This is a genomic window from Sphingomonas sp. R647, assembly GCF_020177055.1.
Classification (GTDB): Bacteria; Pseudomonadota; Alphaproteobacteria; order Sphingomonadales; family Sphingomonadaceae; genus Sphingomonas.
This window is the reverse complement of the sequence record NZ_JAIQXT010000005.1, coordinates 507,438-520,469: the sequence shown is the minus strand read 5'-3', so window position 1 is coordinate 520,469 and position 13,032 is coordinate 507,438. Positions and strand designations below refer to the sequence as shown.

Sequence of the window (13,032 nt, the reverse complement as noted above, 5' to 3'; positions counted from 1 at the left end):
GCCCGCTCCCCCACCCGGCCACCCAACGACAGTGTATTCTATGGGTGGCCGGGTGGGGGAGCGGGCCGGTGCCGCAACCGTTTCAGCTTTGCTGAAACATTCCCTAAGGGAACATGATGACCCCAGCTGCGCGCACCCGGACTGCCATCGAACTGCTCGATACGATCCTCACCGCCGCGCGTGAGGGCGGGGCGTCGGGGGACGTGCTGATCGCGCGCGAACTCGCCGCGCGGCGCTATGCCGGGTCAAAGGATCGGCGTGCGATCCGCGCGCTGGTCTATGATGCGATCCGGCTGTGCGGCGCGGTGCCGGCGAGCGGGCGTGCGGCGATGCTGGCGCTGGCGGCGCGCGACCCCGATCTCGCCGCGACCTTTGACGGGTCGCCCTATGGCCCCGCGCCGATCACGCCCGGTGAGCCCGCCGCCACGCCCGGCGTCGCCCCCGCCTGGCTCATCGACGCGCTCGCCGCCTCGGGCGTCGATGGCGATCAGGCTGCCGCCCTGCTCGACCGCGCCCCGCTCGACCTGCGCGTCAACCCGTTGAAAGCCGACCGCGACCACCTCGCCGCTGCCTTCCCCGACTCCGCGCCGATCCCCGGCCTCGACCTCGCGCTGCGCCTGTCCGCCGATACGCAGGTGGACAAAAGCGACGCCTATGACGCGGGCTGGTTCGAGGTGCAGGATGCCGGCAGCCAGGCCGTAACCCTCGCCGCCGCCGCAGCGCCCGGCATGCGCGTGGTCGACCTGTGCGCGGGCGGCGGTGGCAAGACGCTTGCGCTCGCCGCAGCGATGGCGGGGGAGGGGGCGATCCTTGCCACCGACAGCGACCGCACCCGCCTCTCGCGCCTTGCTCCGCGCGCACAGCGGGCCGGTGTAACCATCGTCGAAACCCGCCTGCTCAACCCGAACCGGGAAGTTGAGGCGCTGGCCGATTGGGCCGACAGTGCGGACGTGGTGCTGATCGACGCCCCTTGCTCCGGCACCGGCACCTGGCGCCGCAATCCCGAAGCGCGCTGGCGGCTTAACCCCGCGCGGCTCGCCCGGCTGGTCGAGACGCAGGCTCGCCTGCTCGACGTTGCGGCGACGCTCGTCCGCCCCGGCGGCGCGCTCATTCATATCGTCTGCTCGCTGCTCGATGCCGAGGGCGCGGATCAGGTGTCCGCGTTCCTCGCCCGCAACCCGGCGTTCCGTGCGGAGCCGGTTGCGCTCCCGCTCGGCACGCCGCATGGCCCGGGCATGCGCCTCACCCCGCTCAGCGACGCGACCGACGGCTTTTTTGTCGCGCGGCTGGTGCGCGCGTGTTAGCCCTATCCATTCCACGTCCGGAGATTGTCATGCGTATCTCGCTCGTGTCGGCGGCTGCAGCGCTCGCGCTGCTCAGCGTTTCGACCTCGCTCAATGCCCAGCGCGCCGACGACCAGATCGACGCCCGGTCGGTCGCGCTGCTCGAACGCGGCAAGGCGGCGCGCGCCTCCGGTGATCTCGACACCGCCAACGGCCTGATCGAAAGCGCGCTTGCGGTCGATCCGCGCAACCGCGCCGGCTATCTCGTGCTCGCCGAAATCGCCCGCGCACAGGGCCTTCCCGGCAAGGCGATCCGCTTTTACCGTGAGGCGCTGACGCTCGAACCGAACGATCAGGCCGCACTGCGCGGTCAGGGCGAAGCGATGGTGCAAAAGGGTGCAGTCGAACGCGCCAAGGAAAATCTCGCGCGCCTCAAGACGCTGTGCGGCAATTGCGCCGAAGCGACCCAGCTATCGGCAGCGATCGCCAAGGGGCCACCGGCGACCGCGACCGCTCAGGTCGTTCCGGCTCCGAAGGCGGAAGAGAAGAAGAACTAATCGTATCCCGATTGCGCGGCCGTCGCGGGCATCGCGACGGCGCCGGTCGTTCGCGGCGCGGCGTAGGTCAGATCGCCATGACGGCTTGAGGGCTGGCGGAGCTTGGATGGCCTGCCCTCGGCGCGCATGCGCCGGTCTGCCTCGGTCCAGTCGGGCGCTACCGCGTCATCCTGTTCCCAGTGCACGATGCTCGCCTCGTCGCACCAGTGCATCAGCTTTGGCATCGCCTTCAGATGCGCGCCGCTCGCTATATAGCGTCGCATGGCGGCCTGATCTCGCCACAGCGTCATCGTCCAGAACGTGCGTTTGCCATCGGGGAGCAGCGATCCCGCCAGAAACCCCTCGGCGCGCCTGACCTGCGCGCGCGTGCGCAACGCTGCGATCGCGAAGCCTGGCATGAACCGCCACGATCGAATGCGTAGCCGGGTGATGCTCACGAAAACCATATCGCCTCCGGGGAAGCCCGAGTCGCCGCCCGATCCGGTTCAGGCTTCATTCCCGGGAGCATCGCCCGCTTAGGACAATGCCCGCGCCAGCGCGACAAACTCCGCGACGCTCACCGTCTCCGCCCGCCGCGTCGGGTCGATCCCCAGCGCCTCCGCCGCCTCCACCGCGCCGGGCACCGCCTTCAAACTCTGGCGCAGCATCTTGCGCCGCTGGCCGAAGGCTGCGGCGGTCAGGCGCTCCAGCATTTTGAACTTCACCCCCGGCGGTTCGTCGCCGGGTACGATGTGCACCACCGCCGACATCACCTTGGGCGGCGGGGTGAAGGCGCTGCGGTGCACCGGCATCGCGATCCGTGCGCTGCTGCGCCACTGCGCCAGCACGGCGAGGCGGCCATAATGATCGCTGTCGGTCGTCGCGACGATGCGCTCGGCGACTTCCTTCTGGAACATCAGCGTCAGGCTCGCCCACCACGGCTCCCACTCGGCCGACAGCCAGCCGACCAGCAAGGCCGTGCCGACATTGTAGGGCAGGTTCGACGCGATATGCGGCTTACCCGTGAACAGCGCCGGGGCATCTACCTCCAGCGCATCGCCTTCGATCACCGTGAGCTGCCCCGGAAACGCCTCGCTCAGTTCCTCCAGTGCGGGGATACAGCGCCGGTCACGCTCTACTGCGGTCACCTGCGCCCCCGCACCCAGCAGCGCGCGGGTCAGGCCGCCGGGACCGGGGCCGACTTCGAACACTTCCGCGCCCTTCAGGTCGCCCGGCACCCGCGCGATCCGGTCGAGCAACTGCGAATCGAACAGGAAATTCTGGCCCAGCGCCTTGCTGGCGGACAGCCCGTGCTTCGCAATCACCTCACGCAGCGGGGGTAGCTTGCTCACGCGCTTGCCGCCTGTTCGGCGTCATAGACGGCACGATGCTCCGCCGCCTGCGCCGCCATCCGGATCGCCGCGATCATCGCGCCCGGCTCGGCCATATCCTGCCCGGCAATGCCGAACGCAGTGCCGTGATCGGGTGACGTCCGCACGATCGGCAGGCCCAACGTCAGATTGACGCCCTCGTCAAAATGCAGCGTCTTGAGCGGGATCAGCGCCTGATCATGGTACAGGCAGATCGCCGCGTCATAGGTCGCGCGCGCCCGTGCATGGAACATGGTGTCGCCTGCAAACGGCCCAGTCGCGTCGATCCCTTCGGCGCGCAGCTGCTCGATCGCAGGGATCAGCAGCTCGATCTCCTCGCGCCCGATCGCACCGCCTTCGCCCGCATGCGGGTTGAGCCCGGCAAAGGCGAGGCGTGGCGCGCTGATCCCGAAATTGCGGGCAAGACCGCGCGCAGTCGCCCGCGCCTTGGCCAGAATCAGCGGGATGGTGATCGTCGCCGCAACCTCCGCCAGCGCGATATGCGTCGTCACCGGCACCACGCGCAGCGTCGGCCCGGCGAGCATCATCACGGCGTTCTGCGGCGCAACGCCACAGCGTTCGGCGACGAACTCGGTCTGTCCGGGATGGGTGAAGCCGATCGCATAAAGCTGCGCCTTCGACACCGGCCCGGTGACCAATCCGCCCGCCGCGCCTGATCGCGCGAGGCCCGTCGCCAGCTCCAGACTGCTCAGGGCACAGCGCGCACCCGCAACATCCGGCAAACCCGGCTGAACGGAGGCAGAGCAATCGACGGCCAGCACCGGCAGCGCGTCGTCAAACGCGCCGCGCGCCTCATCCGGGCTGCCGATCCGCGCCACGGGCCCATCCCACACCGCCGCAATCGCGCCCGGCTCACCGACCGCGAAGAAGGGGGCGAGCGCGTGCAGCTCGCGGCTGCGCCATGCCTTGCCGATAATCTCCGGGCCGATCCCCGCAGGGTCGCCCATCGCAACCGCGAGCGGGCGCAGCGCGCCGCTCACGGCTCAACGATACTCGATGATCGCGTCGCGGCGCAGATCTTTGAGCAGCCGCTGGGCGCGCAGGTTCGTGCGACGCTCTTCCAGGCCGTCGCGGATCGCATCGGCCGACGGGGCCGCAGCGGTCTTGGGATCGTCACGCCCGCACAGGACGAGTGCACGGATGCCCTCGCTTGGCGATCCGAACGGCGGGGTCGCCTGACCGACCTGCAGGCCGAGGATCAGGTCCTGCAGCTGCGGCGGCAGATCGCGCGCAACCACTGCGTCATTGTCGATCACATCGGCGCCCAGCGTTTCGGCGGCCTTGCCCACCGCGCCACAGCCATTGGTCGCCTTCAGCACCGCGGCGAACTCGGCGACCTTGGCGGTCGCCTGTGCCTGGGTGATGCCCGCTGGGAACTTGACCGTCAGCTGGCGCAGGCTGAGCTTCGCATCGCGCGGATCGGGCATGCCGACCTGACGCTTGTCGACGAGATACAGGATCGAAAACCCGCCCGGCACTTCGATCGGACCGGCAACCTGACCGACCTGCATCTGCTGCGCCGCCTGCGCCAGGGCAGCGGGGAGCATTTCGGGGCGCACCCAACCTAGATCGCCGCCCTGCGCGCTGGTGGTGGCCTCGGACATGCGCGCGAAATATTCGAACGGGCGACCCTGCTGCATCTGCTGGATCATCTGCTGCATCGCCTGGAATACCTCGCCCGCGCGCTCCGGCGTTGCCGAGATATATATTTCGCGCAGGTGAAATTCGTTGGTGCCCTTGGACTTCTCGATCGTGTCGATGATCTGGGCGATCTCATAGTCGCCGACATTGATGAACGGATTGACGCTGCGGCGGATCACCGCCTGCCACGACAATTCGCCCTCGATCTGGCGGCGGAACGAGCGCTCCGACGACCCGACTTCCTTCAGCCACACGCGCATTTCGTCGGGCGAACGGCCATAGCGGCGCGCGATCCCGGCAAAGCTGCGTTCGATCTGCTCGGCGGAAATCGACACGCTTTCCGATTTGGCCTGCTGGATCTGGATCGTCTCGTCGATCAACAGACGCAGCACCTGCATGCGCAACTGGTCCTTCTCCGCGTCGGAGAGCTTCCACTGATTGATCGCGATCGCCAGGTTGACGCGATGATCGACCTCGGTGCGGGTCAGCACATAGCCGTTGATGATCGCCGTCGGCTTGCGAACATTCGGGTCGGCCTTGCCGAACAGCTGCAGGTTTTCGGGCAGGTTCAGGTTCGCCGTGGACGGCACCGCGCCATCATCGACGGTCTGCGCCGCGATGGCGGTGCTGCCCGCAATACCCAGAACAAGGGCCGCAATCCGGCCGAAACGCGCGACTTTCGAAGTCATTTTCACCTGTGCCTGAAACCTGTCCGATACATTCATCGGGGTCGTGTAATCGCCAATTGTGCCTGAACTGGGGCTTACGGCCTGTAATCTATCGCCGCAATGGTCATGATCGGATGCATCTTAATCCTCCCCCGCCAGGGGGAGGTGGCGCCGAAGGCGACGGAGGGGGAGGGCGGCTGCGTGCTTGAGCCTCTTGCCGTCGTGCTTCCTCCCCCTCCGTCAGCTGCGCTGAAACCTCCCCCTGGCGGGGGAGGATTATTCGAAACTCACCGCCCCAGATTCTTCAGCGCCAGCGTGAACAGGAAGGAATTGCCCCGCCGCGCGTCGCCAGTGGTCTGGTAATCGCGCTTCCAGGTCAGGCCGATGCGGATGCAGTCGTCCTCATATTCCACGCCCAGGCGATGCCGCACCGGATCGAACCCGTCGGCGATCGAGGTCGGATCCTCTTCGGCATCGGTCAGATCGACCACCGCCGACCCGAATGCGGACCAGAAGCGCGCAATCTGCACCCGCGCGCCAACCCGCGCTTCCTCGCGATCCTGCAGATCCTCCAGCGCAAAGCCGATATTGCGGTTGAGCCGCAGATAGCCGAGCGTGACGAAGGTGGTGCGCGATCCGACCGTGGCGTCGATCTCGTTGCGGCGCACCGCAAAATTGTCCTTGTCCACGCGGTAGCGGTGGGTGAACGACACGAAGTCGCGATACCGCACCACCGTCCGCCCGACGATGTCCGACAGTCGGTCGTCGAGCCCCGTCCCGTTCGGCAGGATCGAGGCGCGCGAATTGAGGCGATAGCTCTGCCCGACATTCGCCTCGATCGAAATGCCCGGCAGGTACAGCGCGTAGTCGACGCCAAAGGTGAACCGCGTCGAATCCTCGAACCGGTCATATCCGGGGAATCGATTGAGCGCGAACAGGTTGGAATCCTCAAGATCCACCGACCGCGCGTCCTCGTTGGGCACATCGAAATTGTCGATGCGCGGCGCCGCGACGATCTGGAAGCGCGGGGTGACGCGCTGCGTGCCGCCGAACGCTTCGCCGATCAGCGGCCATTTGACGTCGAGCGCGACCGCCCCGATCGCGCGGCCACGGAACCCCTCAAGCCCGCGATAGCTGGCGACGGTCGTCGCGGCGGTATCCTGGGTGTTGTACACATCGCCCCGGGCATAACCGGTCAGCGTCACTTCCTGTCCCCAGGAGGTCAGCTTGCGCAGATCGTAACGCAGCGAGGCAAAGGCGCGCTGGGTATCCTGACCCGCGCCGCGCCCGATCGCCAGGCTGTTGGCCTGCAACTCGAACCGCCCGCCGGGGATCAGATCCTGACCAAAGCGCAGCCGATAGTCGATCTCGGGCAGCGCCACCGCCTGCAGCCCCTGATTTTCGGTCGGGCGCAGCGTCTGGACGAACCAGCCATTGATCGAGAAATAGGAATCGCGGTCGATCCGCTCGACCCGCAAATTGTTGCGCAGCCGGTCGTCGCTGGAAATGTCGTAGCGGCGCAGGAAGGTGCGGTCGCTCGCCAGCCGCACCGATCCGCTGGTGCTCCAATTCTCGTCGAACTGATATTTGCCAACCGCGTCGATATAGCCGCGAAACGCATTTTCGGTCGACACGCCCAGCGTGGGCGACACGAAATCGTCGCTGCGCCGGCTATAGGTGCCATAGCCGGTCACGCTGAACGCGCCCTTGTCGAGCAGATGGCGATACTGCGCCTGCACCATCGGCAGCGCGCCGGTGAACAGCCGTGGCGTCACCGTCAGGTCGCGGTTGGTCGCGAGGCTGAAATAATAGGGCAGTGCGACCTCGAACCCGTTGACCGCGTCGTAACGCAGCTCGGGCGCGAGCAGGCCGCTGGCATTGCCGTCGCCCACCGAATGCGAAAACACCGGGAGCGGAAGCGAGGCGATACCGAACAGCGACACGCGCGCGCCGGTGTAGCGGATCCGCTGCTTTGCCGGATCATAGACGACCCGGACCGCAGTGATCTTCCACGACGGTTCCTTGGGGCAATTGCCCGAATCGACCACGGCGCACGGGGTATAGGCCGCGCGATCGACCCGGATCACCCCGCCTTCCTCGCGCGTGCCCCGCTCCGCCGCGATGCGTCCGCCCTGCTCCAGCACGACGAGCATATTCTCGATCGCGCCGTCCTTCAGCGAATCGGTCAGCTCGATCCGGTCGCCATAGGCGGTGTCGCCCTCAGGGTTGGTGACCGCGATATTGCCGTTCGCCACGACCTGCCCGGTCTTGCGGTTCCAGATCACCTTGTCCGCGCGCAGGCGGTTGCCCTCGCGGAACAGGCGCACATCGCCGCTGACCGTTACGACATCGTCGTTCGAATCATATTCGGCGAGATCGGCCGAAAACTGGATCTGGTTGGGATCGTCGGGCAGCGGGGTTTCGGATGGGGGCGGCGGTTCGACCGCACGGTCCTGAAGGTCCTGCGCGCCGTGCGCAATTGCGCCCGGAGCCAGGCACAGGGCCAGCGGGACGACCCCGGCGAGTAGCAGAGCCTTGCGCGTCACGTTCCTCGAAAACCCCTTTATACGCACCATCGCCCCGCGCAGGGCCGAACCAGCCCTATCGCACCGCACGGCCCGCTTCGCAATCGCCCGGCGTTGCCCCGGTCGGATGCCGCGCCTAGATAGGCCGGAATCGCGGCCCACCGATCCGCTAACGATCACAGGAACAGGAAGCTTCATGCAGGTCATTTTTTCTGCCACCCGCCCCGCCGATGCGGCGGTGCTCGCGCTCCCGGTCGAAAAGGACGGGCTGGACCGGATGCCGGCGGGCACGCTCGATGACGCGACGCTGGCGCTGGTCCGTGGCGCCGCGCGCGCGGGCCGGTTCGAGGGTGAAGCAGGCGCGATCGCTGAAATCTTCGTACCCGGCGGCGAAGCGGCGAACCGCATCCTGCTGCTCGGCGTCGGTTCGGGCAGCGAGGCGGATTATGAGCGCGCCGGCGGCGCCCTGACCGCGCGCTTCCTGACCTCCGGCGTCACCGCCGTGACGGTCGACTTCGCGGCATTGGGTGGCGCGCCGACGGCCCGCGCGGTTGCGCGCTTCGCCGCCGCCGCCGTGCAGCGCGGCTGGCGCCACGACGTCTATCGCACCAAGCTCGCCGACAAGCAGAAGCCGACGCTCGACACCCTGACCCTCGCCAACGCCCCCGCCGACAGCGATTCGAGTTGGGCGACGCTCGACGCGGTGACCCAGGGCATGGAACTGACCCGCACGCTCGTGTCCGAGCCGCCAAACATCCTCTACCCCGAAAGCTTCGTCGAGCGTTGCCGCCACCTCGCGGACCTCGGCGTCGAGATCACCGTGCTCGACCGCGCCGACATGGAAAAGCTCGGCATGGGCGCGCTGCTCGGCGTTGCACAGGGTTCGCGCCGTGAGGCCCGCCTGCTTGCGATGCGCTGGAACGGCAAGGGCGAGGGTGACGTCGATGTCGCTTTGGTCGGCAAGGGTGTGACCTTCGACACCGGCGGCATCTCGATCAAGCCCGCTGCCGGCATGGAAGACATGAAGTGGGACATGGGCGGCGCCGGTGCCGTTGCCGGCGCGATGAAAGCGCTCGCACTGCGCAAGGCCAAGGCGAACGTGATCGGCGTGTGCGGCCTTGTCGAGAACATGCCCGACGGCAACGCGCAGCGTCCGGGCGACGTCGTCACCTCGATGTCCGGCCAGACGATCGAAGTCATCAACACCGATGCCGAGGGGCGTCTGGTGCTGTGCGACGCAGTCACCTGGGTCCAGCGCACGCATGGTCCCAAGACGATCGTCGACCTCGCCACGCTGACCGGCGCGATGATCATCGCATTGGGCAGCGAGCATGGCGGCCTCTTCGCCAACGATGATGGCCTCGCTGAGGAACTGCTCTCGGCTGGCCGCGCGACCGGCGACCATCTGTGGCGCTTCCCGCTCGGCGACGCGTATAACAAGCTGATCGACAGCCCGATCGCCGACATGAAGAATGTCGGCCCGCGCGGCGCCGGATCGATCACTGCGGCGCAGTTCATTCAGCGCTTCGTCGATCCCGGCGTGCGCTGGGCGCATCTCGACATCGCCGGCATGGTCTGGGCCGACAAGCCCGGCCCGAACTACGACAAGGGCGCAACCGGCTACGGCGTCCGCCTGCTCGACCGCTATATCCGCGAAAATTTCGAGCGGTGATCGGGTGATGCAGGTCGATTTCTACCACCTCACCACGACCCCGCTGGAGCGCGCGCTTCCGCAGATCGCGGCGAAGGTGGTGGAAACCGGCCAGCGCCTGCTGATCGTCTCCGCCGACGCCGAACAGCGCCGCCGGATCGATCAGCTGCTGTGGACCTTCCGTCCCGACAGCTTCCTGCCCCACGCGCAGGCCGGGGCAGGGGACGACAGCCTGCAGCCGGTGCTGATCGGCGAAGCGGTCGCGCCCGGCAACGGCGCACGCCATGTCGCGCTGATCGACGGCGAATGGCGCGACGAAGCCCTGACCTTCGACCGCGCCTTCCACTTTTTCGGCGAAGACAGCATCGGCGCCGCCCGGATCGCGTGGAAGACCCTCGCCGACCGCGATGGCGTCGAGCGCCGCTACTGGAAACAGGACGAAAACGGCCGCTGGGCACAGGCGGCCTGAGATGGGCGCGGGCCTGACGACGCGAGCGATCGTTTTCGGCTTGCTCGCAGTATCGTCCTTGGCGGGATGCGCGAAGACGCGGGATCGACAACCCTTCGTTGCGACCGTCCATGCGGTCACGAACGGTTGCGTGTTTCGCGTGGCGGGGCTGGAGGTTACATTGGATCAGCTGAGCGTCATCGCCGGTCGTGAAGCGAGCAAAACCCGGCGCGCACAGCTCCGTGGCGACGTTGAGACGCCGTATCGATGCGTCGGTGCAGCAATATACACACTGCAGCGCGTGGGATTTCGTGCGGTGGACTTCCGCACCGATCCGTCGCCGCCCGCGCCATAGCGCATCCCGCCCCCTTGCCACCACGCCCGCACCCGACTAGAGGCGCGCGCAATCCCATCCCCCAAAAACAGGAGCCGCACGGCCATGGCCGCGACCCGTACTTTTTCGATCATCAAGCCCGATGCCACCCGCCGCAACCTGACCGGTGCGGTCACCAAGATGCTGGAGGAAGCGGGCCTCCGCGTCGTCGCCAGCAAGCGCATCCACATGACCCGCGAACAGGCCGAAGGCTTCTACGCGGTGCACAAGGAGCGCCCCTTCTTCGGTGAGCTGGTCGAATTCATGATCTCCGGCCCGGTCGTCGTGCAGGTACTCGAGGGCGAGAACGCCATGCAGCGCAACCGCGACATCATGGGCGCAACCAACCCCGCCAATGCCGAGCCGGGCACGATCCGCAAGGAACTGGCCGAATCGATCGAAGCCAACACCGTCCATGGTTCGGACAGCGACGAGAATGCAGCGATCGAAATCGCCTATTTCTTCAAGCCGGAAGAAATCGTCGGCTGATCGATCCGATCACCTGACCAGACGAAGCGGGCCGGGGGCAACTCCGGCCCGTTTTGGTTTTCGGTTGTCCGGCACCGGCCGGCTCCCCCACCCGGCCACCCAACGTCAGTATCCTATGGATGGCCGGGTGGGGGAGCGGGCCGGTGCCGCTTCGGCGCAGCCAACAAACTAATGCCACACCGCCGACAGCGGATAGAGCGCGATCAGCCAGATCAGGCACGCGATCACCACCGGCCGCTTGCGCACAAAAATCGCGATCAGGCTGACCGGGAAGAACGAAATGGTCAGGATCGCGCTGCGCAGGTCAAGCGTGGGGGAGAGCAGCGCAAACACCAGCCCGATCAGCACCGCGTTGCAGAACAACAACGCGCCCATCACCGTGCGGTAATTGCGCTCGAAATGCGCGTCGAGGTCGCTGTCGCGGTCGACCGCGTCGGGAAACACCAGCGCCGTCGCGACATAGTACACCGCAGTCACCAGAAACCCGCCGAACATCACCGGCCAGCTCAGCGGCAGCTGGTCGCGCATCGCCCAGCCATACATCCAGAATGTCACCACGTCGCACGACACGAACAGGCCGAGCAGCCCGGTTGACCAGCCGATCGTCCGGATCCCCCGCGCCTTGATCGCGCGGGTCAACCCGCCCAACCCCTCGGCCAGCGCCAGGCCCAGGATCAGCCCGAACAGCGAAAAGATGAACTCGAACCCGCTCACACCATGTCCCCCCGACCCGCTTGGTCGGGCGCGGCCGTCGCCATGTCAATGCGCCGCTTGCCGCCCTGCGGACATTGTCCCGGCATTCCGGCGATGCTATGATCTGCCAGTCGAAAAAGGGAAGAGCGGTGCGGTTAGCCCGGTCCCTGCCGGCAAGCAGGCCCTGACCTTCGCTGCGGCGTCGAGTCCCAAGACCTTGAGCGCTGTCAGCAATGGAGCGGCGCCGATGGAGGGTTTTGAGATGAATCAACAGATGTCGGTGATCACATTGGGCGTGGCTGATCTGGCGCGCTCGCGCAGATTCTACGCGGAGGGTTTCGGCTGGACGCCTGTCTTCGAGACTGAGGAAATCATCTTCTATCAGATGAATGGCTTCGTTCTCGCTACCTGGCTCACCGCCGCGCTCGAAATCGACATGCAGCGCACGGGACTCAAGTCGCCGGGCGCATTCGCGCTCGCGCACAATGTCGCGGATCAGGCGCAGGTTCAGCCGCTTCTCGACACGCTGATCTCGGCGGGTGGAACGCTGCTCCGCAGGGGCGATGCGCCCCCTCATGGCGGCTTTCGCGGCTATGTTGCGGACCCCGACGACCATGGCTGGGAAATTGCCTGGAACCCGGCATGGTCAATAAATGCGGAGGGTCACATTACGTTCGGCGTGTAATCGGGCCGTGCGTAGGGTCGAGCCCTACGCCCCCAGCCGTGCGCGTTCCCGGGACCAGAGCGCGTCGATGCGCGCCTGGTCTCCACCGCGTTCGCGGATTCGCGCCGCTTCGATGCGCACGTCGCGACCGGCGAGTATGCGCCCGCTGGTGCGCCACACCAGTTCGACGATCGCCCGATCCTGCTTGATGGTGTCCCCCGCGCGATAGCTGACGGTCACCAGCACCGGCAGCCGCCCTTCACGTTCGTCTGGACCCTTGTCCGTCGCTTCCAGAAGCGGACGGGCAAAGACCGTCGTCTCGATCCGCGGCAACACCAACCCTCGCCCCTCAAGCGCGAGCGCCGTTGGAAACGCGATGGTCGTGTCGATAATCTCGTGCGCCGGATCGGAGAGCGTTACTTCGCGCCCGCCGTCTCCCACGCTGGCGCGCAGATTGAGGCGGGTTTCAACGGCGGCCGCCTGGCGCGCCTCCGCCGCCTTCTGCGCTTCATCGCTGCGTTTGTCCGCCCAGTTCAGCCACAAGGACACTGCGGCGACGACCACTCCTGCCACCGCGACCAGTTCACCGATCGTGAGCCAGCGGCGGCGGATCGCGCGCGATTCCGCTTTCTCGGCGGGTGTCTCCTCGGGCGTTTCGCTCATCCCTTCA

The 13,032-nt window shown here is 67.0% G+C and carries 13 protein-coding genes; 6 read left to right on the top strand and 7 right to left on the bottom strand.

Annotation, left to right across the window (positions count from 1 at the left end):
- Positions 1-116 precede the first annotated feature (116 nt).
- Both K9B35_RS15505 and K9B35_RS15500 read left to right on the top strand, forming a co-directional pair.
- Positions 117-1,304 carry an RsmB/NOP family class I SAM-dependent RNA methyltransferase gene (locus tag K9B35_RS15505; protein ID WP_224922885.1) on the top strand — a complete coding sequence of 396 codons (1,188 nt, stop codon included), beginning with the start codon at positions 117-119 and terminating at the stop codon, positions 1,302-1,304.
- A gap of 29 nt (positions 1,305-1,333) precedes the next feature.
- Complete coding sequence (locus K9B35_RS15500) at positions 1,334-1,840, top strand: tetratricopeptide repeat protein (RefSeq protein WP_224922884.1); 507 nt, start codon at positions 1,334-1,336, stop codon at positions 1,838-1,840.
- Here K9B35_RS15500 and K9B35_RS15495 read toward each other — a convergent pair.
- The 5 genes from K9B35_RS15495 to K9B35_RS15475 all read right to left on the bottom strand — a co-directional run bounded on the left by K9B35_RS15495 (position 1,837) and on the right by K9B35_RS15475 (position 8,095).
- Positions 1,837-2,286, bottom strand: a complete 450-nt coding sequence (locus tag K9B35_RS15495; RefSeq protein WP_224922883.1) for an antibiotic biosynthesis monooxygenase — start codon at positions 2,284-2,286, stop codon at positions 1,837-1,839. The two genes, K9B35_RS15500 and K9B35_RS15495, sit on opposite strands and share 4 nt — an antisense overlap.
- 69 nt (positions 2,287-2,355) lie before the next feature.
- Positions 2,356-3,171 carry a 16S rRNA (adenine(1518)-N(6)/adenine(1519)-N(6))-dimethyltransferase RsmA gene (rsmA, locus tag K9B35_RS15490; protein WP_224922882.1) on the bottom strand — a complete coding sequence of 272 codons (816 nt, stop codon included), beginning with the start codon at positions 3,169-3,171 and terminating at the stop codon, positions 2,356-2,358.
- Positions 3,168-4,190, bottom strand: a complete 1,023-nt coding sequence (gene pdxA, locus K9B35_RS15485) for a 4-hydroxythreonine-4-phosphate dehydrogenase PdxA (RefSeq protein WP_224922881.1) — start codon at positions 4,188-4,190, stop codon at positions 3,168-3,170. Before pdxA ends, rsmA begins: the two co-directional genes overlap by 4 nt.
- A gap of 3 nt (positions 4,191-4,193) precedes the next feature.
- Complete coding sequence (locus tag K9B35_RS15480) at positions 4,194-5,540, bottom strand: peptidylprolyl isomerase (protein ID WP_224922880.1); 1,347 nt, start codon at positions 5,538-5,540, stop codon at positions 4,194-4,196.
- Between the two features lie 266 nt (positions 5,541-5,806).
- Entirely contained in the window at positions 5,807-8,095 is a 2,289-nt protein-coding gene (locus K9B35_RS15475; RefSeq protein WP_412103473.1) for an LPS-assembly protein LptD, read from the bottom strand.
- A gap of 145 nt (positions 8,096-8,240) precedes the next feature.
- On the opposite strand from K9B35_RS15475, the gene K9B35_RS15470 reads away from it, so the two are divergent.
- From K9B35_RS15470 to ndk, 3 genes are all read left to right on the top strand, one after another.
- Positions 8,241-9,716: a leucyl aminopeptidase gene (locus K9B35_RS15470; protein ID WP_224922879.1), complete on the top strand. Its 1,476-nt coding sequence runs from the start codon at positions 8,241-8,243 to the stop codon at positions 9,714-9,716.
- A 7-nt stretch (positions 9,717-9,723) separates the two neighbouring features.
- Entirely contained in the window at positions 9,724-10,164 is a 441-nt protein-coding gene (locus K9B35_RS15465; RefSeq protein ID WP_224922878.1) for a DNA polymerase III subunit chi, read from the top strand.
- A gap of 418 nt (positions 10,165-10,582) precedes the next feature.
- Complete coding sequence (ndk, locus tag K9B35_RS15460) at positions 10,583-11,005, top strand: nucleoside-diphosphate kinase (RefSeq protein ID WP_224922877.1); 423 nt, start codon at positions 10,583-10,585, stop codon at positions 11,003-11,005.
- 168 nt (positions 11,006-11,173) lie between these two features.
- On the opposite strand, the gene K9B35_RS15455 is transcribed toward ndk, so the two are convergent.
- Positions 11,174-11,719, bottom strand: coding sequence for a hypothetical protein (locus K9B35_RS15455; protein ID WP_224922876.1), 546 nt, complete (start codon positions 11,717-11,719; stop codon positions 11,174-11,176).
- Positions 11,720-11,960: 241 nt separating this feature from the next.
- Here K9B35_RS15455 and K9B35_RS15450 point away from each other — a divergent pair, with 241 nt between their 5' ends.
- Positions 11,961-12,383 (top strand): VOC family protein, encoded by a 423-nt coding sequence (locus tag K9B35_RS15450; RefSeq protein WP_224922875.1) that lies wholly within the window; start codon positions 11,961-11,963, stop codon positions 12,381-12,383.
- A gap of 24 nt (positions 12,384-12,407) precedes the next feature.
- Here K9B35_RS15450 and K9B35_RS15445 read toward each other — a convergent pair whose 3' ends face one another.
- Positions 12,408-13,025: a hypothetical protein gene (locus K9B35_RS15445; protein ID WP_224922874.1), complete on the bottom strand. Its 618-nt coding sequence runs from the start codon at positions 13,023-13,025 to the stop codon at positions 12,408-12,410.
- Positions 13,026-13,032 lie beyond the last annotated feature (7 nt).